The sequence below is a fragment of the Cupriavidus sp. SW-Y-13 genome (assembly GCF_009793345.1).
Taxonomy (GTDB): Bacteria; Pseudomonadota; Gammaproteobacteria; order Burkholderiales; family Burkholderiaceae; genus Cupriavidus.
In genome coordinates this window covers 427,354-448,710 of record NZ_WHLX01000002.1, presented here as the reverse complement: position 1 = coordinate 448,710, position 21,357 = coordinate 427,354, and the positions used below count along the sequence as shown (strand labels likewise).

19 protein-coding genes are annotated in these 21,357 nt (G+C 64.4%); 12 read left to right on the top strand and 7 right to left on the bottom strand.

Annotated features, from left to right (window positions below; genetic code table 11):
* The first annotated feature begins 362 nt into the window (after positions 1-362).
* Complete coding sequence (locus tag GA566_RS17840; protein WP_137926898.1) at positions 363-668, top strand: hypothetical protein; 306 nt, start codon at positions 363-365, stop codon at positions 666-668.
* 114 nt (positions 669-782) lie between these two features.
* Here the strand turns inward: GA566_RS17840 and GA566_RS17835 are convergent, their stop codons facing one another.
* The gene (locus GA566_RS17835) at positions 783-1,865 is read right to left on the bottom strand and encodes a porin (RefSeq protein ID WP_160473548.1); all 1,083 of its coding nucleotides are present in this window, start codon (positions 1,863-1,865) and stop codon (positions 783-785) included.
* Between the two features lie 311 nt (positions 1,866-2,176).
* Between GA566_RS17835 and GA566_RS17830 the strand changes: the two genes are divergently transcribed.
* Positions 2,177-4,567: a penicillin-binding protein 1A gene (locus tag GA566_RS17830; RefSeq protein ID WP_160474644.1), complete on the top strand. Its 2,391-nt coding sequence runs from the start codon at positions 2,177-2,179 to the stop codon at positions 4,565-4,567.
* A 42-nt stretch (positions 4,568-4,609) separates the two neighbouring features.
* Here the strand turns inward: GA566_RS17830 and GA566_RS17825 are convergent, their stop codons facing one another.
* Positions 4,610-5,401 (bottom strand): EAL domain-containing protein, encoded by a 792-nt coding sequence (locus GA566_RS17825; RefSeq protein WP_237380457.1) that lies wholly within the window; start codon positions 5,399-5,401, stop codon positions 4,610-4,612.
* 225 nt (positions 5,402-5,626) lie between these two features.
* On the opposite strand from GA566_RS17825, the gene GA566_RS17820 reads away from it, so the two are divergent.
* The 7 genes from GA566_RS17820 to GA566_RS17790 all read left to right on the top strand — a co-directional run bounded on the left by GA566_RS17820 (position 5,627) and on the right by GA566_RS17790 (position 12,127).
* Positions 5,627-6,010: a nuclear transport factor 2 family protein gene (locus tag GA566_RS17820; protein WP_160473547.1), complete on the top strand. Its 384-nt coding sequence runs from the start codon at positions 5,627-5,629 to the stop codon at positions 6,008-6,010.
* A 194-nt stretch (positions 6,011-6,204) separates the two neighbouring features.
* The gene (locus GA566_RS17815) at positions 6,205-7,326 is read left to right on the top strand and encodes a substrate-binding domain-containing protein (RefSeq protein ID WP_137926901.1); all 1,122 of its coding nucleotides are present in this window, start codon (positions 6,205-6,207) and stop codon (positions 7,324-7,326) included.
* Between the two features lie 77 nt (positions 7,327-7,403).
* A complete protein-coding gene (locus GA566_RS17810) occupies positions 7,404-8,438 on the top strand; it encodes an ABC transporter substrate-binding protein (protein ID WP_137926902.1) in 1,035 nt (344 codons plus the stop codon).
* 23 nt (positions 8,439-8,461) lie between these two features.
* Positions 8,462-9,280 carry an ABC transporter permease gene (locus GA566_RS17805; RefSeq protein ID WP_160473546.1) on the top strand — a complete coding sequence of 273 codons (819 nt, stop codon included), beginning with the start codon at positions 8,462-8,464 and terminating at the stop codon, positions 9,278-9,280.
* Positions 9,281-9,292: 12 nt separating this feature from the next.
* The gene (locus tag GA566_RS17800; RefSeq protein ID WP_160473545.1) at positions 9,293-10,195 is read left to right on the top strand and encodes an ABC transporter permease; all 903 of its coding nucleotides are present in this window, start codon (positions 9,293-9,295) and stop codon (positions 10,193-10,195) included.
* Positions 10,188-11,246 carry an ABC transporter ATP-binding protein gene (locus tag GA566_RS17795; RefSeq protein ID WP_137926905.1) on the top strand — a complete coding sequence of 353 codons (1,059 nt, stop codon included), beginning with the start codon at positions 10,188-10,190 and terminating at the stop codon, positions 11,244-11,246. The genes GA566_RS17800 and GA566_RS17795 overlap by 8 nt, the downstream gene beginning before the upstream one ends.
* Complete coding sequence (locus GA566_RS17790; protein ID WP_160473544.1) at positions 11,243-12,127, top strand: phosphodiesterase; 885 nt, start codon at positions 11,243-11,245, stop codon at positions 12,125-12,127. The genes GA566_RS17795 and GA566_RS17790 overlap by 4 nt, the downstream gene beginning before the upstream one ends.
* Before the next feature lie 101 nt (positions 12,128-12,228).
* On the opposite strand, the gene GA566_RS17785 is transcribed toward GA566_RS17790, so the two are convergent.
* Complete coding sequence (locus tag GA566_RS17785; RefSeq protein WP_160473543.1) at positions 12,229-13,062, bottom strand: hypothetical protein; 834 nt, start codon at positions 13,060-13,062, stop codon at positions 12,229-12,231.
* 128 nt (positions 13,063-13,190) lie between these two features.
* Positions 13,191-13,790: a tetratricopeptide repeat protein gene (locus GA566_RS17780; protein ID WP_137926908.1), complete on the bottom strand. Its 600-nt coding sequence runs from the start codon at positions 13,788-13,790 to the stop codon at positions 13,191-13,193.
* 458 nt (positions 13,791-14,248) lie between these two features.
* On the opposite strand from GA566_RS17780, the gene GA566_RS17775 reads away from it, so the two are divergent.
* Both GA566_RS17775 and GA566_RS17770 read left to right on the top strand, forming a co-directional pair.
* Positions 14,249-14,878, top strand: a complete 630-nt coding sequence (locus GA566_RS17775; RefSeq protein ID WP_137926909.1) for a response regulator transcription factor — start codon at positions 14,249-14,251, stop codon at positions 14,876-14,878.
* 12 nt (positions 14,879-14,890) lie between these two features.
* Positions 14,891-16,678, top strand: coding sequence for a hybrid sensor histidine kinase/response regulator (locus GA566_RS17770; RefSeq protein ID WP_160473542.1), 1,788 nt, complete (start codon positions 14,891-14,893; stop codon positions 16,676-16,678).
* 27 nt (positions 16,679-16,705) lie between these two features.
* On the opposite strand, the gene GA566_RS32960 is transcribed toward GA566_RS17770, so the two are convergent.
* The 3 genes from GA566_RS32960 to GA566_RS17760 form a co-directional block, all read right to left on the bottom strand.
* Entirely contained in the window at positions 16,706-16,873 is a 168-nt protein-coding gene (locus tag GA566_RS32960; protein ID WP_171020470.1) for a hypothetical protein, read from the bottom strand.
* A gap of 356 nt (positions 16,874-17,229) precedes the next feature.
* Entirely contained in the window at positions 17,230-18,345 is a 1,116-nt protein-coding gene (locus GA566_RS17765) for an NADH:flavin oxidoreductase/NADH oxidase (protein WP_137928565.1), read from the bottom strand.
* Positions 18,346-18,473: 128 nt separating this feature from the next.
* Entirely contained in the window at positions 18,474-19,994 is a 1,521-nt protein-coding gene (locus tag GA566_RS17760; RefSeq protein ID WP_346811302.1) for a DUF1254 domain-containing protein, read from the bottom strand.
* A gap of 242 nt (positions 19,995-20,236) precedes the next feature.
* On the opposite strand from GA566_RS17760, the gene GA566_RS17755 reads away from it, so the two are divergent.
* A complete protein-coding gene (locus tag GA566_RS17755; protein ID WP_137928567.1) occupies positions 20,237-21,355 on the top strand; it encodes a hypothetical protein in 1,119 nt (372 codons plus the stop codon).
* Positions 21,356-21,357 lie beyond the last annotated feature (2 nt).

The following is a 21,357-nucleotide window of genomic DNA, read 5'->3' as shown; positions in this document are numbered from 1 at the left end:
ATCCCGCTGGAACGTCCCGAGGCTGTTGCAGTGCCCCAAATAAAAAGAGCCGTCCTGAAGACGGCCCGATTCCCCGCTCTACACAAAGGTCCTCGCCATGCCCGGCGCTTCTGTCTGCAACCGTGAGCTTCCGTGGCTTAACGACAAGGCATCCACGCCGGTCCGAGGCGACTGCGGTCGCATCCGAGGTTCCCGACTTGTACTGCGGAACCGGCTGCGTGACATTCTGGTGATGAAATATTTCGGCAATAAGAAAGCGTAGCGGCTCAGGCATCACATTCGCCCCACTTCGGAAACACATCGCAACGTCTTTCCATCGGTGGACTTTCTAGAATGAAACAGCCCAGCAAAACGGAGTCGCCATGAAACGCAATCCTCCTGCCAGCACGGAAACCACCGCCGACGGTCTGGCCGCCTTGATCTATCACATCGCCCATGGTGCGAGCCAGGGCCAGCTCGATCCCGAGTTCGTGCGCAAGCTGACCAAGCGTGTGGACAAGGAACTGGAAGCGATGGAGACCGCGCGCCACCTGTCGCGCCCTGACCGTGACCGGCTGCACCATGCCATAGAGACGCTTCACGCTACGGTGGATGCCGAGGAGGGTGCAATGCTCACGCGCTCGCTGGAGCGGCTGCGCGCCTCGGACAACGGTGCCGTGCCCAACTGACCCTGCGAACGCGCCCCCCAAAACAGAACGCCCCTCCTCCCGCCAAGTCGGGTGAGGGGCGTTTGTTATCCGGCAGGGGCGGGGGGAAAGGCCCCGTCTGCCGGTGTCTCCTGCTTAGAAGCGGTGACGGATGCCGACCACGGCGCCGGTCTGGTTCGAACCTGCCTGAACCGGGATCGAGCTGCTCATGCTCAGGGCGGCGTTGCCCTTGTTCTTCGTGTAGCCGATGTTCAGGTATGCGTCGGTACGCTTCGAGAACGCGTAGTCGGCCGACAGCACAAACATCCACGGATCGTTGTCGCTGTTGTTGGTGTCCTGGTAGTACGCGGCACCCGTCAGCGACAGGGCCGGCGTCACGCGGTACAGACCGCCCACCCAGTACACGTTGTTGCGCGTGGCGGCAGTCGCGGCGCTGGCGATGCCGTCATCGCGCATCCAGCGATAGCCGGCGAACACCTTGGCTACCTGGAAGTCGTACGACGTACCCAGGGCCCAGCGCTTGACGGCCTTGTCCGAGACAGCCGTCGTGGCGCCCTGGTACTGGTCGTAGGCGGTGCCCACCGAGAAGCCACCAGCGGCGTAGGCCACACCGGCGCCGAAGTTGCGGCCAGCCTTGTAGTCGCCCGGCACTTCGCCGTTGTTGTCGCGGCCCGTGCTGTAGAAGGCCGTGGTGGTCAGGCCACCGAACTTGCCCGTGTACTTCAGCGCGTTGTCGGCGCGGCCGTTGAAGGCCGAGTCAACCGAATTCAGCGAGAACTTCGGGCCGACAGCCATCGGGTCGTAGGCGCCGAACAGGTCGTACAGCGAGTTCTGCTGGCGACCCAGGGTCACGGCGCCGAACGTGCCTTGCAGGCCGACGAAAGCCTGGCGGCCGAACAGGCGGCTGCCCTGGCCCGACGTACCGGTGTCGATGTCGAAACCCGATTCCAGCGTGAAGATCGCCTTCAGGCCGTTGCCGAGGTCTTCCGCACCACGCAGGCCCCAACGCGAACCCGACAGGTTGCCGGAGCTCATGCGGACCGAATTGCCCACGGTGGCCGGTTGGCCAGCGCCGTTGGACTGGGTCACGTGGTTGCCGAATTCGACGCCAGCATCGACGATACCGTACAGCGTCACGTTGGAAGCCGACTGGGCCGACGCCACGCCGGAGAGGGTGCAGGCGCCTGCAGCTGCCAGCGCAAATAGAGCTTTCTTCACTGTGAGTTTCTCGTTTTGTTAAGACATTGAGATGCTTCCCCGCCTCGTCCCGGCTGTGTGAACCTTACATTTCTGTCACTTTCCGAAACGATGACCGTTGGGGGCAGGCGAATTGTTTCAATCGAATGTGAAATTCATGTGACGGTCTGGCCGCACTTTGGTGCGAGTACATCGAAAAGCCGCGTCTCGTTGTTTTTTCGCACCAAAACATACGGGTTTTCCCGATCCGCGGTTTGGTACGATGCAGCCTTTCTGTGAAAGGCATTTGACGGTTTCGTGGCGTTTTGCCCGCGTCCGCCCTGCCTGCCTCGATGCGCCCGGATTTCTACAAGACCCATATCGCCCCACGGCTCGCACCGCTGCGCCAGCACCTGCACCGCCCTACCCGGCGCACCGCGTTGCTGGCTGTCGCTGCCATCCCGGCGCTATTCCTGCTTTATGTCATCGTCCTGATCCCGTTCACGCCGGGCATCAGCGATATCCGCAAGGCCAAGTCCGAACAGCCCGCCCAGGTCCTCTCGGCCGACGGCAAGGAACTGGCGGTTTACCGCTGGGCGAATCGCGACTGGGTGACCCTGGCCGATATCTCGCCCAACGTGGTCGATGCATTGATCGCCACCGAGGACCATCGCTTCTATCAGCACCATGGGCTGGACTGGCGCCGCACGGCCTCCGCCGCGCTGCACACGTTCTCGGGCGACCGTCAGGGCGGGTCCACCATCACGCAGCAGCTGGCGCGCAACCGGTATCCGGACGATATCGGCCGGGCGCCCACCATGACGCGCAAGCTCAAGGAAGCCATCACCGCGTTCAAGATCGAGGCGCTGTACTCCAAGGAAGAAATCCTGGAGACGTACCTGAACACGGTGCCGTTCCTGTACAACGCGTTCGGCATCGAGATGGCCGCGCGCACGTACTTCGACAAGTCCGCCCGCAAGCTCGACGTGCTTGAAGCCGCCACGCTGATCGGCATGCTCAAGGGCAACAGCTACTACAACCCGGTGCAGAACCCCCAGCGCGCGCTGGAGCGCCGGAATGTCGTACTCGGGCAGATGGTCAAGCGCGGCAAGCTGGACGCCGGACGCTACGCGATCCTCGTCAAGCGGCCACTGCGGATCGATTTCGAGCGCCAGGTGGAGGAGCCGGGCCCGGCCGCCCACTTTGCCCAGCAACTGCGCAAATGGCTGATCGCGTGGGCAGACCGCCACGACTACAACCTCTATACGGACGGACTGGTCATCCGCACGACGATCGATTCGCGGCTCCAGGCGGCAGCCAACCAGGCCGTGGCACGTCAGGGCAACCAGCTTCAATCGATTGCCAATGCCGCATGGGCACCACGTGCAGGATGGGGGGAGAGCCGCGCACTGGTGCAGGCATTCGTGCGCGAGACCCCCGAGTTCCGCAACGCCGTGGCGGCCGGGCAACCCGAGGACGAGGTGCTGCAGCACCTGATGCGCGACAACGTATTCATGCAGACACTGCGTCAGACCAAGACCCGCGTGCAGGCGGGCTTCATGGCGCTGGACCCAGCCACGGGCGAGATCCGCGCCTGGGTAGGCAGCCGCGACTTCAGCGTCGACGCGTTCGACCACGTGGCACAGGCGCGCCGCCAGCCCGGTTCCACGTTCAAGCCGTTTGTCTACGGCGCCGCGTTCGCTCGCGGCGAAAGCCCCGACGAAACGTTCATCGACCAGCCCGTGGAAATGAAACTCGCCGGCGGCGAAATCTGGCGCCCTGCCGACGAATCCCCGCCAACGGGACGCGCCATGAGTCTGCGCGACGGACTGGTCTATTCGAAGAACACCATCACCGCGCAGCTCGTGCAGACCATCGGGCCCGAGCGCGTGGCGCGGTTGGCACGCGCCATGGGCGTGCGCGACAGCAAGCTGGAAGAAGTACCGTCACTGGCGCTGGGAACGAGTCCGGTCACGCTCAGGGAAATGGTGTCGGCCTACGGCACCATCGCCAATGGCGGGCAGTACATCGCCCCGTCGATGCTGACGCGCATCGAGGATCGCGAAGGCAACCTGCTGGCGCAGTTCCGGCCTGCCTCGCCAGAGCGCGCGCTGTCGGCCACGGCCAACGATACGTTACTCGACGTGATGCGTGACGTGGTGGACCGGGGCACGGCTACGGCCATCCGCAGCCGTTACGGCATCCGCGCCGACGTGGCCGGCAAGACCGGCACCACGCAGGACAGCGCCGACGGCTGGTTCATCCTGATGCATCCGCAGCTCGTGGCCGGTGCCTGGGTGGGCTTCAACGACAGCCGCGTGACGCTGCGCAGCGACTACTGGGGCCAGGGCGCCCACAGCGCGCTACCCATCGTCGGTGATTTCTATCAGCGCGCCATCCGTGCACGGGTGGTGGATGGTCGCGCCCGCTTTGCGGAAGTCGATCAGCGGACCTGGTATTCGGGACTGACCGATACGGTGCGCGGCTGGTATCAGAAGCTGTTCGCGTCGAAGAAGGCTGAAGAAGCGGTGTCAGCGCCGAGACCTACGCCACGGCGGCCTGTGCTGCCGACTACCGAGGCGGAGGCGTTGCCACCGGCTTCGTCGCCATCGGTTGCCACCGACAACGGCATGGCGCTGGACCCGGGTGAGGTGGTGGAGGCGGTGCCGGCTTCGGAGGTGGAGGCGCCGGTGGAGATGGTGCCAGCGAGCGGGGCCGCGGCTTCGGCGCCTGCGGCGTTGTAGGTTTGCTTCGCCTCTCGGTTTGCTCCCCTCTCCCGCTACTTATTACTTCGCCAACCGCAACCGTCCCCGATGCAGCGCCCGCAGCGACGCGTCCGACAACGTCAGCGGCGGTTCCGGCGAGGGTCTCGCCAGCAGGTAACCTTGCGCCAGGTCGATGCCCAGATCGCGGCAGACCACGAGGTCGTCCTCTCGTTCGATCCCTTCGGCAATCAATTGCGTGCCCGATGTCCGCGCCAGCTTGCATAGCGCCTGCAGTGCCTCGCGCTGAAACGGCGACGATGCCACGCCGTCGATGATCACGCGGGCAATCTTCACGTAGTCCGGTTTCAAGGCGATCCACTGCCCCAGGCTGGCGTGGCCGGTGCCATAGTCGTCCAGCGCGAACTGCGCGCCCCGGCTACGGATCGAGAACACGGCCTTGGCCAGTGTTTCCATCGGCCCCAGCGGCGCCTGTTCGGTCAGTTCCAGCACGATGCGGTCCGACGGCAGCCCCTGCCCCTGCAGGAAGACGCGTACCTCGTCACGCGTATCTTCGATGTCGCGGAGGGAATCCGCGCTGTAGTTCAGGAACAGCTTGCCGGGCAGGCCCAGGTCCATGAACGTGCGGATCGAGATACGCGCGGCCAGCCGCTCCAGCGCAACGTGTTTGCCCACGCGCGCCGCTTCGGCGAACAACGCGATAGGGCTCTCCAGCGGCGAGCCTGCCGGGCCGCGGATCAGTGCCTCGTAACCAAATACATCGCCCGTGACGAGCGAGCCGATCGGCTGGAATACCGGCCGCAGCAATTTGTGTTCGAGGCAATCGGCAATGGAGGGCGTCAGAGGTCGTGACAAGGCTTTGCGCTCAAACAGGCTAGGTATCGTTCTTGTACGAATCAGCTGTGGGCAGATGCCACTCCCACTGCTGATCTATCGGCATGCGCCAGCCCGACTTGAGTGTTGCCGCCTACTGCTTTGGGAGGGTGGCCCAGCCCGCATCCGTCGACGCACCCACTATTTTGCATACAATTTACGGATACAATGATCGGCCGTTCCACCCCAGACAAACCGGAGACAAGCATGACCAACCCCGCCGCCACCTCGCAGCACATTCCCGCCCTTGCCCCGCTGGAGCAATACCTGGAAGCCCATCGCACAGGCCGGGCCGAGTTTATCTTCGCGGCTTTCCACGCCGACGCCCGCATCATTTCCTTCCGCGACGGCGCCCTGCACTCGCTGACCGTCGAGGAATTCTCGAAGCGCTTCCAGGGTGAGCCGCAGCCGGACGAGGCGCAGCGCCGCCGCCATATCGCGAGCTTCGACGTGGTGGGCAATGCGGCCACGGCCAAGATCGTGCTCGATTATCCGGAAGTGGTCTTTACTGACTACATGAATTTGCTGCAGATCGACGGGGTGTGGAAGATCGCCAACAAAACGTTCAGCGCGGCACCCAGGACGAAGTAACGGCGGCGCGCCAATTCCCGCCTGTCATCGTCCCGTCACACCTGCCCGTGACAATGCGCGGCAATGACAGGCGCGGGAGCCTGCACTGACCAAATTGCGGCAGTGCAGCGCAGATATTCCTTGACGCCTGATTTTTCGGCGCTTCAATGAAAACGTTTTCATTGAGTGTTCGAGCGATCGATCCGAGAGGAACCATGCCGCCATCCCGTCGTGCCGCACTCACGCCCCGCCTTGCTTCGGCCGAACCCGGCCATGGCGTGACCCTGGCCGATGTGGCATTGGCCGCCAAGGTATCGTTGGCCACCGCCTCGCGCGTCTTCAGCCATCCGCAACTGGTGCGCGAGGCCACCGCCCAGCGCGTGCATGACGCCGCACGGCGCCTGTCTTTCCGCCCCAACCTGCTCGGCGCCAAGCTGCGCGCCCAGCAGACGCGCATCATCGGCGTGATGCTGCCCACCCTCGACAACGCCGTATTTGCCGAATGCTGGCGCGGCATCGAAGAAGCGGCAATGTCCGCAGGCTACTCCCTGATGCTGGTGACGAGCAACTACGATCCGGCACGCGAGCGCGAGCGGGTGGAATATCTGTTGCGGCATCGCGTCGATGGCATGGTCCTGACCGTGGCCGATGCCTGCGACAGCAACGTGCTCGATCAGCTCGACCAGGAAGCCGTGCCATACGTGCTGGCCTACAACCAGGTGACCATGCGTGCGAATGGGCAACCCAATGGGCAGCCGCGCCATTCCGTCTCCGTCGATAACCGCACCAGCGCCGCCGAAGGCGTCCGGGCATTGATCGCCGCCGGGCACCAGCGCATCGCTGTCGTGTCAGGCGCCTTCACCGCATCGGACCGTGCACGGCAGCGCTTTGCCGGCTACGAGGATGCGATGCAGGCCAACGGCCTGCCGGTGCTGGAACCGGTCAACCTGCCTTCGCACACCGCCAGCAACGCCGACCAGATTCGCGCGCTGATGGGGACCACCTCCGCGCCTACCGCATTCTTCTGCACCAACGACCTGCTCGCCATCGGCGTGATCTCCGACCTGAAACGCCTGGGCCTACGTGTGCCGCGCGATGTGTCGGTGCTCGGCTACGACGGCATCGCGCTCGGGGCGCTCGTCGAGCCGCCATTGGCCACCGTCGTGCAGCCCAACGCCGATATCGGCGCCCAGGCCATTGCGCGCCTGCTGCGCCGCCTGGGCCATCAGGGCGCCGGTGCCAGGATCGAAGAGATGACCCAGAACGGCGCCGATGACAGCGCGTTGCTGCTGCCGCATGCGCTGCGTATCGATGGCACCGTCGGTCCGCCCGCCTGACTTCGAGTTTTTGTTCGCTGTTGCCGCACCTTCGTCAGACTCACCCCGTTATCCGATACTTCACCAGGGAGCCTTACATGTCGACGCAATCCTTCTGGCGCCGCCCGCTGCGCTGGCTGGCCATCACCGCATCCGCCGCCACGCTTGCCGCCACGTTCAGCCAGGGCGCCGCCGCGCAGACCGCCATCTGCTACAACTGCCCGCCGGAATGGGCCGACTGGGCCGCGCAGATCCGCGCGATCAAGGAAAAGACCGGCGTCACCGTGCCGCACGACAACAAGAACTCGGGCCAGTCGCTCGCGCAACTCGTGGCCGAGAAGGCCGCCCCCGTGGCCGACGTGACCTACCTCGGCGTGACCTTCGGCATCCAGGCCAAGGCCGATGGCGTGACGCAGCCGTACAAGCCCGCGCACTTCAACGACATCCCCGACGGTCTCAAGGACCCGCAGGGCAACTGGTTCGCCATCCACTCGGGCACGCTCGGCTTCATGGTCAACGTGGATGCGCTGCGCGGCAAACCCGTGCCGCAGTCGTGGGCTGACCTGCTCAAGCCCGAATACAAGGGCCTGATCGGCTATCTCGACCCGGCCAGCGCGTTCGTCGGCTATGTGGGCGCCGTGGCCGTGAACCAGGCCCTGGGCGGCACGCTCGACAACTTCGGCCCGGCCTTCAAGTTCTTCCGCGACCTGCAGAAGAACCAGCCCATCGTGCCGAAGCAGACCGCCTATGCGCGCGTGCTCTCCGGTGAAATCCCCATCCTGCTGGACTACGACTTCAACGCCTATCGCGCCAAGTACAAGGACCGCGCCAACGTGGCCTTCGTGATTCCGAAGGAAGGCTCACTGGTGGTGCCGTATGTGATGAGCCTGGTCAACAACGCGCCGCATGCCGACAACGGCCGCAAGGTGCTGGATTTCGTGCTGTCCGACCAAGGCCAGGCGCTGTGGGCCAACGCCTACCTGCGTCCGGTGCGCAACGTGCCGATGCCAGCAGAGGTGCAGTCGCGCTTCTTGCCGGCCGCTGACTACGCACGCGCCAAGCCCGTGGACTTCGGCAAGATGGCCCAGGTGCAGAAGGCATTCAGCGACCAGTACCTGAAGGAAGTGCGCTAAGTCCGCGCAGCCCACCCTCGATCATGACCCAACGCTCCCCCGCCCTCTTCCTGTTCGCGCTGCCAGCGCTCGTGGTATTCCTGGCGTTCTTCTGCCTGCCGATGGCACGGCTGATCGAGGTCAGCCTGACGGGCAAGCAGGGCGCGGGTGTGTACTGGATCGTGCTGTCGAGCCCACGGTATCTGCACAGCCTGCTGGTCACCGTGGTGCTGTCCGCGCTCGTCACGTTTGCAACGCTGGTGATCGCCGGCATTTCGGGCACGTTTTTGCAGCGCCACACCGTGCCGGGCAAGCCCATGCTGGTGGCCATGCTGACGTTTCCGCTGGCGTTCCCCGGCGTGGTGATCGGCTTCATGGTCATCATGCTCGGCGGACGCAATGGCCTGCTGGCGAACATCGGCGATGCACTCGTTGGCGAGCGCTGGACCTTTGCCTATGGGCTGACCGGCCTGTTCGTCGGCTACCTCTATTTTTCGATTCCGCGCGTGATCCTGACCGTGATGGCCGCCGTGGAAAAGCTCGATACCTCGCTGGAAGAAGCGGCCCGCTCGCTGGGCGCCAGCCCGTGGCGCGTGGTGCGCGACGTGATGCTGCCTGCGCTGATGCCGGCCATGCTGTCGAGCGGTGCCATCTGCTTTGCCACGAGCATGGGCGCGTTTGGCACCGCCTTTACGCTGGCCACGCAACTCGACGTGCTGCCGCTGACCATCTACAACGAGTTCACCAACTACGCCAACTTCGGCATGGCCGCCGCGCTGTCGATCCTGCTTGGCGTAGTCACCTGGGCCCTGCTGGCGCTGGCGCGCTGGTACTCCGGCGACGCCGTTGCCGCCACGGCCTGAGGGACTTCATCGATGAAAACATCTGTCACGTCCCAACCCCGCCGCACCGGATACTGGCTGCAACTCGCACTCACGCTGGCCGTCTGCGCATTCATGACCGTACCCGTGGTGCTGTCCGTGCTGGCCGGTCTCACCAACAACATCTTTGTCGGATTGTCGAGCGGGCTGACCACGCGCTGGCTCGTCGAAGTCTGGTCGCTGTATCGCAACACCATCTTTCTGTCGGTGGGCATCGCGCTGGCCTGCCTGGCCTGCACGCTGGTAATCGGCGTGCCTGCCGCGTACTACATGGCACTGCGCCGCAATCGCGTGACGCGGCTGATCGAGGAACTGCTGATGCTGCCCGTGGCGGTGCCGGGTCTGGCTACCGCGCTGGGGCTGATCCTGCTCTACGGCAGCTTGCAGGGCCTGCGCACAAGCTGGGTGTTCATCCTGATCGGCCACGTGCTGTTCACGCTGCCGTTCATGGTGCGATCGGTGCTGGCGATTCTCTCGGCCATCGACATCCGCACGCTCGAAGACGCCGCCGCCAGCCTGGGCGCCACGCGCATGCAACGCTTCTTCACCGTGGTGCTGCCCAATTGCCGGCAGGGCATCCTGGCCGGCGCGTTGATGGTGGTCACGCTGTCGATGGGCGAATTCAACCTGACGTGGATGCTGCATACCCCCACCACGCAGACACTGCCCGTAGGACTGGCCGACAGCTACGCGTCGATGCGGCTGGAAATCGGCTCCGCCTACACCATCGTCTTCTTCGTGATGATCATTCCGCTGCTGGTCTTCATGCAGTGGATGAGTGCGCTGGGTGCTCGCGCACGCCGCCACACGCCGGATGCCGTTGCCGAGCCCATTGCCCCGCTCGCTACCTCCCCCCAAACGACCACGCGCCCTGCCGCCGAGACCCGCCATGCATGAACCGACTTCGATCCGCGTGCGCCAGTGCGCCAAGACCTTTGCCGATGGCACCGTCGCGCTGCAACCGCTCGACCTGGACATCGGCGCTGGCGAAACGGTCGTGCTGCTCGGCCCCTCGGGCTGCGGCAAGACCACCACGTTGCGCATCATCGCCGGTTTGGAGCAGGCCGATGCCGGCGGCGAGATCTGGTTCGGCGATACGCGTGTGACGGACCAACCCATCGAGCGACGCGGCGTGGGCATGGTGTTCCAGAACTACGCGCTGTTTCCGAACATGACCGTGGCCGAGAACATCGGCTACGGCCTGCGTGTGCGCCGCACCGATGCCGCCACGCGTCGCCGCCGCGTGGATGAAATGCTGGCGATGATGCATCTGGAACCGCTCGCGGACCGGCGCATCGATCAGCTATCGGGCGGCCAGCGTCAACGTGTGGCACTGGCCCGCGCCATCGCCGTGCAGCCGCGCGTGCTACTGCTCGATGAACCGCTCACCGCGCTGGACGCCAAGCTGCGCGACACCCTGCGCGCCGATATCAACCAGTTGCTGCGCAGCCTGCGTATCACGGCGGTGTATGTCACCCATGACCAGGCCGAAGCCATGGCGCTGGGCGACCGCATCATCGTCATGGACCGTGGCCGCATTGCGCAATCCGGCACACCGCAGGATATCTACCGCCAGCCAGCCAATGCCTTCGTGGCGGACTTCATCGGCACGATGAACCATCTGACAGGGCAAGCCGAAGCCGGCCGCTGGCGTGTGCCGGGCGGCACCGTGCCGATGGGCCCGCCACAGGAGATGCCGGTGTCCGCATCGGTGCGATTGATGTTCCGCCCCGAGGACGTCACGCTGGTCGAGGCCGATCATGCGCATGTGGAAGGCGCGATCGTGACCGCGCTATTCCTCGGCGATCACACACGTCTGCTGGTGGATGTCGGCGCCGGTGCACCGCTCATCGTCGATACGGCACGGCGCGACGCCTGGCAGACCGGCCAGCGCGTGGGCCTGCGCATCGACACCAATCACCTGATCACCCTTCCACAAGCCGCATGACCGTAGCCACGCCCAACACGCCCAACACGCCTGACGCGCTCGGCAAACCCTATCTCGTCGCCCAGATCACCGACCTGCATATCAAGGCGGGCGGCAAGCTGTCTTATCGCCGCGTGGACACCGCCGGTGCACTGCACGCGTTGATCGACACCATCCTGGCCGCACCGCAACTGGCCGACATCGTGGTGGTCACCGGCGATCTGGTCGACTTCGGCGACGAGCACGAATACCGCTTCCTGCGCGATATCCTGCAGCGCCTGCCGATGCCGGTGAAACTGCTCCCCGGTAATCACGATCACCGCACGTCGCTGCGGCGCGTTTTTCCCGATCACGACTACCTGTTCGAAGCCGGAGATGGCGAGGCACCGATGCACTACGCCATCGATGCCGGACCGCTGCGGCTCATCGGCTTCGACTGCACGCAGCCCGGTCAGCCCGGCGGCCGCGTGCAACCCGATGGCCTGGCCTGGCTCGACGCCACGCTGAATGCCGCTCCCGTGCGCCCGACGCTGGTCATGCTGCACCATCCGCCCTTTCATACCGGGATCGGACACATGGACGTGCAGGGGCTCGACAACGCCGCCGCGCTGGAAGCGGTTATCGCCCGCCATCCGCAGGTGGAACGCGTGATCTGCGGCCATTTGCATCGGCACATCACGCGACGCTTCGGCGGCACGATTGCGATGACCGCGCCGGGACCGGCCCATCAGGTGGCGCTCGACCTCGATCCGCAAGCCGCGTCGCGCTTTCGCATGGAGCCGCCTGGCTACCTGCTGCACTGGTGGCACCCGTCGCACGGACTGGTCACGCATCTGGCCGCCAGCGGCGACCACGGCCCGCTGCATCCGTTCTTCGATGCGGACGGCAGGCTGATCGACTAGAACGTCGACCCAAACATCAAGCTGGAAAGAAACCGCCTCAGGACGAGGCGGGTCGATCTCCCGCCCGCCGCCGGGGCGGGCCAGGAGATCAGCGAGGCAGATTACGAACCGACCTTCAGTTGACCGCCGCGACCCAGGCCGCCCTTGACTTCCTGGGCCTTGTAGTTGCGCAGCGAGACAACCATGTTGTTGTAGGCGTCCATGAACGCCGCCACGGTGGCCTTGCCTTCCGGCGTGCGCGAGAAACCGCCCAGGCCGCCAGCGGCACCGCCGCCGAACGCGCCCAGCGCCGCACCGAAATTGGTGGCGGTCGCATTGCCTTCCGAGATCGACAGTTGTACGCCCGAGCGGATGTCCATCATGGTCAGCGTCACGACCGAGACCTTGCTCGACATGGCGCCGCCCACCAGCGCACCCACGCTGCCGAACAGGCTGCCCACGCCCGCGGCCAACTGGCCCGTGGGATCGTTGTCGATGATGATGGCCGGTTCCATGTAGTAGTCGGCGGCCACGCGCTGACCCTTCTGCTGCTTCGAACCGGCGCGGAACTCGCCCGAGTTGCGTTGCTTGTCCGTGATCGCGGTGAGCTTGCTCTCGGTGCGGTTGTTACCCACCGACGTGATCACGAAGCAGTTCGACTGCTGCACGGCCAGGCGGATCAGCGGCTCGATGGTCGTGATCTTGGTGGTGGCGCCAAAGCTTGCATACCACTCCTTGCCCCGGCCATCGTCCACCGCCAGCGTGCCAAGCGGCTTGTCGCAACGTTCCAGCGTCGGATTGGCATTCACGCTGGTGGCGCCGCCCGCAGCGCCCGTGGCGGCCGTCGGCGCGTTGCCGGTGGTGATCGAACCGCCGCCACCGGGCATGCCGGCGCAACCTGCCAGAACCAGGGAAGCGGCCAGGGTGGCCAGGCGCAAAGATGTCTTCTTCTGCATGAGAAACGCGTTCCTGTAGACGGATAGATAAGAGATTCAGGGAGCGATGCCCACGCGGGAAGTGTTCCGGCGCGAGCGGGGGCGGAAGTGGCCTGCGTGGCAAACCTGCCGCAGGCCTCAACCCATGCCTAACGCAGGTACCAGCCGGAATTGCCCCAGACGTAGTAGTACGGATAACCGCTGTACCAACCGATCCAGGACTTGCGATAGGCTTCGCGCACGCGATACAGGGCCTGCTCGTCCTTCTTGGCGGCCTGCGCTTGCGGAATCAGTTCGGCGGCTTCCTTGTTGCCTTTGGCCGCCGCACGGGTCAGCCAGGCTTCCGCCTCGGCGGGGTCCGAGCCCATTTCCTCGAAACCCATCAGGTAGAGACGCCCCAGCGCCAACTGGGCCTGCACGTGGCCGTTGTCGCCAGCCTTGCGCAGCCATTCGATTGCCTGGTAGCTGTTGCGCTCCACGCCATCGCCACGCAGCAGGCGCAAACCCAGGTCATAGGCCGCGTTCGGATTGCGCTCGGCCACCTGCACCAGCGCGTTGAAGCGCCGCTCGGCCTCGGCATCCACCGGGGCGCCCTGGAACGTCGAGATACGGCGGTCCTGATCCGTGCAGCTATTGCCATTGCACAGACGCACCGTCTGCGAACGCGGCGCCAACTGCGACTCCGGGCTTTGTGCACACCCGGCAACGACAACCAATGCGGAAAACAGGAAGGGAACGACAACCTTCATAGCAGACTCCACCCCGATATATTTATTTTTTCTGCTACAAAAATCACTTTTTGTAAGCAAACGTGTCGATTGTAACAGCATTGCATGTACCGTTTGCAATACATGAAAAGAGGGGTATCGGGCGTTTGTTGCGTGAGGGGTACGGTGAGTGGGGGACTTCCGCGCCACTTATCCGTGATTGTCATAGGTCACTTCAGGAAGTCAAAGGCCGAGGCAAGGCCGCCTGACGTCCTCAATCGCCAGAAAAAAAATACCCGCAGCCGGGAGGTAGCGGGTATGAGAAGTGGTATGGACAAGTCGCGGAATTTGTCCATGGCCGACTCTGTCACCGGCCTACTACGCTGCCAATAATCTTTCCGGACTACTTCTATCGATCGAGGCCGTGCGGGCATGGACAAGCCGCGTCGAATCCAGTCCAATCAGGAACCTGCCGTTTCCGCCACTTGCGTCCTGCCCCCATGTCGCGCGCCCGCCTGCTGCTTATCGACGATCACACCCTGTTTCGCACCGGCCTGAAGCTGCTGCTGGCCGACAGCCCCAGCGTGGCGTCGATCATCGAGGCTGGCGCCGTGATGCAGGCCGTGGAGCAGCATGGCACCCAGCCCGTGGATATCGTGCTGCTCGATATCCAGATGCCTGGCCTGAACGGGATCGAGGGCATACGGGTGCTGCGGCGGCACTTTCCGGCCGCGCGCATCGTGATCGTCTCGGGCACCTCCGGCATCGAGGCGATCCCGGCCGAAGCGCGCCGCGAGATTGCCGGGTTCCTGCCGAAGTCCGCCGATGCGCACGAGATCGAGCAAGCCATTGCGGGTTGCCTGGCGGGCGGCACGCATTTTCCCGCGGAGGAACACCGCACCCTGGCCACATCCGCGTACCAGCCGAGCCAGCTCACACCGCGCCAGCTGGAAGTGCTGAACCAGCTCAACCTGGGCCGCTCGAACAAGGTCATTGCCTATCACCTGGGCTTGTCCGAAAACACGGTGCGGGTTCATGTGGCGGCGATCCTCGATCACCTGGGCGTGGTCAGCCGCGTGGAGGCCATTCTGGAAGCGCAGCGGCGCGGCCTCGTGCAGGCCCAGCGCTGATTCCGCGCAACCATGGCCCTGTCGCTCCCGCCCCTGCTGCGCCGCCTGCCCCTGCTTCCCCGTTACGCCGAGCCGCGCCTGCTCACAGGGCAGATGGAGCTGATCGACCAGAGCTTCGGCATGGCCATGCTCGGCTGCTCACTGGCCGCGCTGATCCTGGGGTTAGGGCTGGCGCTGACCGATGGACACCCGGGCGGCCTGCCGTGGGCCACCGCGACGGTGGCGCTCTGCGCCCTCGCGCATTTTGGCCGCTTCGCCCTGCCGGGCCGGCTGACCGAATCCGGGTCGGGCCGCTACGCCCGCGCCATGACCGCCATGCTGGTGCTGATCGGCAGCTTGTGGGGCCTGGCCGCATGGCTCTATCTCGATATCCGCTCGCCGGCGGTGGTGATCTGCGTGCTGTCGCTGATCGCCGGTATGAGCGCCGCCGCGCTGGCAGTCTTCTCGGCCTGCCTGCCCGTGGCCGTGGGCTTCTTCGTGCCTGCCATCGTGCCGGTGTGGATCGTCTTCCTGAACACGCACGATGTGGCCTACCTGCCGATGTTCCTCGGCACGCCGCTCTACCTGTTTGTGCTGATCGTGTTTGCGCGCAACTACTCGCGCGTAGCTGCGCATGCCATTGCGCTGCGCTTCGAGAACGTGGAGCTGATTTCACAGTTGCGCAACCAGACCGCACGCGCGGGCCATGCGCAGCGCGCCGCCGAAGAAGCGAATCGCGCCAAGTCTGTATTCCTGGCATCGGCCAGCCACGACCTGCGCCAGCCACTGCATGCACTTGGCCTGTTCCTGGTCTCGCTGGGCCGCACGTCGCTCGACCCTCATCAGCGCCAGTTGCTTGACCACATCGAGGCATCGTCTGGCGCAGCACGCGAGATGCTGAACACGCTGCTCGACTTCTCAAAGCTCGATGCCGGCGTGGTGACGCCGCGCCCCAAACCCTTCCGGCTGCAGCCGATCCTGCACAAGCTGGAAAACGAGTTCGCGCCGCAAGCCAACGAACGCGGCCTGGTCTACCGCACGCGCGACACCACGGCCACGCTGTTCGGTGACCCCACGCTGATCGAACTCATCCTGCGCAACCTGATTGCCAACGCTATCCGCTACACACACAGCGGCGGGCTGCTCGTGGGTTGCCGGATCCGGCGCTTTCATGTGTCGGTGGAAGTCTGGGATACCGGCATCGGCATTCCCGCTGCGCAGCACGTCGAGATCTTTCGGGAATTCCACCAGCTCGGCAATCCGGAGCGCGACCAGCGCAAGGGACTGGGGCTGGGGCTCGCGATTGTCGAAGGACTTGCGCGCACGATGCAGACGCGCGTGACGGTGGCGTCCGCCCCCGGCCGGGGATCGGTCTTCCGGCTGCGCTTGCCGCTGGCCTGGACGGCGCCCGAGGAAACTGCGCATCCCGACATCGCCGTGCGGCTCGACGGCCTGCGCGTCCTTGTAATTGACGACGACGCCGCCATCCGCGAGGCGATGGCCGGACTGCTCTCTGTCTGGAACTGTCCGAGCCGCACCGCCGAAACCGAAGAAGACGCGCTCGCCGTGGTCGACAGCGGCTTCGTGCCCGACCTGATCCTGGCGGACTATCGCCTTCGCGGTCAGCGTACCGGCCACGAGGCAACGGCGGCTATCCGCGAACGCGCGGGCCGCCAGATTCCCACCATCATCATCACCGGCGATACCGCCGCCGATCGCCTGCGCAATGTCCACGCTGGCGGCACCGCGCTGCTGCACAAGCCCGTAGTGCCCGGCGAACTTCACGCGGCCATCAGCGGCCTGCTTCGCGCAGGCGCATGAACACGATGCGAGAACGCCCTGCGGGCATCAGCCAATAGGGCGCATCGGCATCAGCGAATAGGCAAAGACGAGCACGCCGACGATGGCCGGCGAGACGTACTTGAACGCCAGGCTCTGCGACTGCACGCCCAGATAGGCATACATGCACAGCAGCAACATGGCGCAGATATAGACGAGGCTGTCATAGACTTGCATGGTGTCTCCCAGAGTTCGTTCTACGACTACTTCTGTGACGCGCGGGCCGCTCGTGGGGCACCCGCATTTTGTAATGCCGCTGCAATCTATTGAGGCCGATGGTCGCGCCATCGTCAGGGCGCGGCAATCATGGTTATCCCTTCGTTATGGGCGTTTGAGGGATGGTGCGGTGCGGGGGGAATGCGGGGGATGTGATGGGCTCCCCTCTCCCGCGCAAGTGGGAGAGGGGTTGGGGGAGAGGGCTGGAGGTTCTGCTTGCCGACCATGTCGAGATTTGATCGGCTTGCCCTCTCCCCCGCCCCTCTCCCGCAAGGCGGGAGAGGGGAGCAAACAATCGGGAGAACGAACGCTGACGCTTACCGCTGCCCGTGCTTCATATCGAAAAACAAATGCTCCAGCCCGCGCGGCTGGGAGCGCCAGTACTGCCTGGGGGCAGACACCTGCGCGCCGAGCTTCGCCGCGGCGTGCCACGGCCAGCGCGGGTCATACAGCATCGCGCGCGCAATCGAGATCACGTCGGCTTCGTTGTTGGCGACGATGGCCTCTGCCTGCTCGGGTTCTGTGATGAGCCCCACCGCCATCGTGGGCAGGCCCACTTCCGCTTTCACGCGCTGCGCGTAGGGCACCTGGTATCCCGGTCCGATCTTGATGGCCTGCTGTGGCGAGACACCGCCTGTGCTCACATGAATCGCCGCGCAGCCGCGCGCCTTCAGTGCATGAGAGAGCGCGATGGTGCCGTCGATATCCCAGCCATTCGGCACCCAGTCCGTGGCCGACACGCGCATCCAGACCGGTTTGTCCGCCGGGAACGCCTCACGCACCGCGTCGAACACTTCGAGCGGAAAGCGCATGCGATTCTCCAGGCTGCCGCCGTATTCATCAGTGCGATGGTTGGCAATGGGCGAAAGGAACTGGTGCAGCAGATACCCATGCGCGCCATGCACCTCGATACCGTCGATGCCCAGACGCGCCGCGCGTTTGGCGGCCGCCACAAAATCGTCGCGCACCTTTTTGAGACCATCCTTGTCAAGCGCCACCGGGGGCGCTTCGTCGGGGCTGTGAGGCACGTTGGACGGCGCCACCGTCTGCCAGCCAGTGGGCTGGTCGGGGCGAATCTGCGCGCCCCCATCCCATGGCGCCTGGCTCGACGCCTTGCGGCCGGCATGGCCCAGTTGCATGGCCACGGCAATCGGGGAGTGCTTGCGCACGGCACCGAGCACCCGGGCCAGGGCCGCTTCGTTCGCATCGTTGTAGAGGCCGAGATCGGCCGGCGAGATGCGCCCTTCCGCTGACACGGCAGTGGCTTCGATGATGAGCAATCCGGCACCGGACAGCGCCATATTGCCAAGGTGGATCATGTGCCAGTCCGTGGCCGATCCTTCCTCTGCCGAGTACTGGCACATCGGCGCGATGGCGATGCGGTTGGCCAGCGCGAGGCCGCCGATCTTGTACGGATCGAAGAGATGAGACATGGAGGGTTTCCTTTTGGGAGTGCCGCCTTGTTGGCGTGCTTGCGGGAGAGACTGCAAGGATTCTAGTCCTCGCGGACAAACTCTGCAGACGCCCCCGCCCCAACCGGAAATCCTCCTGACATCGACGTTCAGGACACTTCCGCGATGTCCTCGAGTTTCCACGTCTTGTCGAACCACGGCTGCAGCGGACCGTAGAGACGGAAGATCGTGAACCAGCTCTTGCCGGGAATCGTCTGGATCCAGTTAGCCGGATTGCCAGCCGGTGCCTTGGGCCCGAAATAGACGTCCACGGTGCCGTCGGCGTTCTTCTGCATCGACTTCTCGCTGGACAGACTAGGGAACTGCTGGTCCGTCTGCAGCATCGAGCGCGTCTGCGTGTCATACGCCACGACTGACCAGAAATCCTTGGCAGGCACATTCGCAGGCACGCGCATGCGGTAGGTCTTTCCGCCATCGAACGGCTTGCCGGCGGCATCCAGGTTCGACGCCGCGTATTGCGAGCCGATGCCGGGCATTGCCATGGCCATGGCTGGTGTATCGATCGTGGCTGCATAGAAGAACAGCGTGCGGGCGTCGAAATTGCGCGCGCCGTTCTTGAGCCATTCATAGCTGCCGCCGATGAACGGCGTGGTCCAGTGGCGGCCCGGGTAGATCAGCGCTTCCTGGCTGCGGTTACGGAAATCAATCGCACGCGCCGTGGCGTTGCCCACCGCCACCGAGTCAGTCAGGATGCGCTTCATGCGCGCATCCGGCGCGAACGGCTTGCCCTTCTCCATCCCGATCGCCATGAACAGCCCGGTCATATCGGGCCCATACGCGCCGGCGGGTTCTTCCTGGATGATCTGATTGACCTCCTCGAAAAACTTGAAGTTGTTGGCGTGCACCGTATTCATGACGCGGCCAGACATATTGACGAACTTCATCTGCGGCGGGTTGCGGGCCTCCGACAGCCTGTACACCTTGAGTCCGGACTTGATGTTGGCCACGGCGGGCTTGGGGTCGCCATGCTGCATGAAACCGCGTCCGAACAGCAGGTTGCCGTAGGTCTGCGATCTCACGATGAAGTAACCGCTCGATGGCAGCGGGCCGTTGTAGCCCGGCGGCACAAACAGGTACTTGCCGCCCTTGCCCTTGTCCTGTCCCGCGTTGCCAAGGTCCGCCACAAAACGGAACCAGAAATCATCGACCACGCCGAGGATGTTCGGCGGCGTCTCGACGACCATCGGACCATCCTTGAGGTCAAGCCAGTTCCAGAAGTACACCGACTCCGTATTCGGCGTCAGGAACAGCGACGAGGAATCCATCAGCGTCTCGAAAATGCCGACGGTATTGTTGACCGCGCCCACCTCGCGCAGTCCGGTGCGGATGGCCACGAGCGATGCGCCGGGAATGCCGTTCAGGAACACTTCCACGCCGCGTGCGAAATCGATGTTGTCGTAGGCCTTCTGCGCGGTCTCGGCAGTCGGCACACCGTCGAAGAATTCGAGCTTGCCGATGCGCGTCTCCACCACCGCAGGCGTAGTGATTTCCGGCGGCGTGGACGTGGTCATCTTGTAGGGCGATGACGGGCTCTGCGACGTACTGCAGGCAGAGACGCCTGCTATGAGCAAGGACGAAAAGGTGATCCGGGTCAGGGTGGAAATCGGCACGACAGCGGCTCCAGGCAGGGGTTCGGTTCGTGGCCGACCATAGCGCATGGATTACCGCGCGTCGATTTCAGGATTTTGTCGCTCGAATTAAATAGTTTCGATGGCTACGCAATGCCACACCGCTGGGTCTCGTCCCTGTCAGACACGGACACAAATCCTGATCCATGGATGGATGATCGGGTTCCGGTCTCTACTGCGTCCGGCTGTACCCGCTGACCCATCTTATGAAAGGAAAATCATCCATGTCTCACAACGAGCCAACCGGCTACGAGATCATTGCGGAGCCGAGCAACATCAACGGCACCGAAGGCACAGAATGGAACGTCCAGCTGACCCACCTGTTGCGCAACACCGAGCGCTACGCGTGGGGCAACTGGACACTCGACCCCGAGATCCAGGTAGGGGCCCTGGGCTGGTTCGATCCCAGCGATACCCATGTCCAGCTGGCACACCACCAGATGGACCTCACGCCCACGGAACAACGTGCCTCCGTGGACTGGCACCTGGAACAGGGCCACGTCAGGCAGACCACCGCCGGCGTGCAGTTCGACGTGCCCTATCTCGATCCCACGACGGGTACCGAAGTCACCATCGGCCTGCAGAGCAAATGGGAATTCGGCAGCAAGGGATCGCTGACGTCGCAGGGTTCCGCCTATGGGGTGGCCTATGTCGAGAACGCCGCGCAGTACATGCTCGACAACTACCAGGAGATCTACGACGTTGCCAAGAGCGTCCACAAGACCAATGGCGCGAACATCGTGCAGGGCTTCGGCATGATCACCAAGGTGTGGCTGACCGACGGCTGCGTGAACCTGGGCTCGCGGCAGGACAAGAGCGAGTTCAGCATCACGGGTTCGGTCGACGGCGTCTCGGCCATGACCGGCAGCGACCAGTCCGCCTCGCTCAAGGGCTCGTACAAGAGCACCAGCACGGTGGACAACGTCGAGAAGCGCATCTTCCCGAGCAAGGCGAATATCGTCGAGCAGAACGACCCGGTGGCGTACGCCTACGAGTTCTCGTCGTTCGCGGGCGAGACGATCGTGATTCCGCGCTATATCGCCGACATCTCGGCGCTGAACCTGTCGCTGCACAACACGGGCTCGTACATCGTCAATGCAACGGTGACCTATACCAGCGGCGGACAGCCCCAGGAACGCAAGACCCGCATTTCAGGCGGGCTGACGGGCCAGATCACCGACATTCCGCTGGATGCCACCAACATGGACATCCGCATGGACTTCGTCGCCGGCACCACCCAGGTGCTGCGCGTCTCGAACCCGCTCAACACATGGTTCATGGGCCGCGGGCAGATCGAACTGACCGGCTGGTGGCCGACCGCCTCCGGCGCACAGTGGAAATAAGG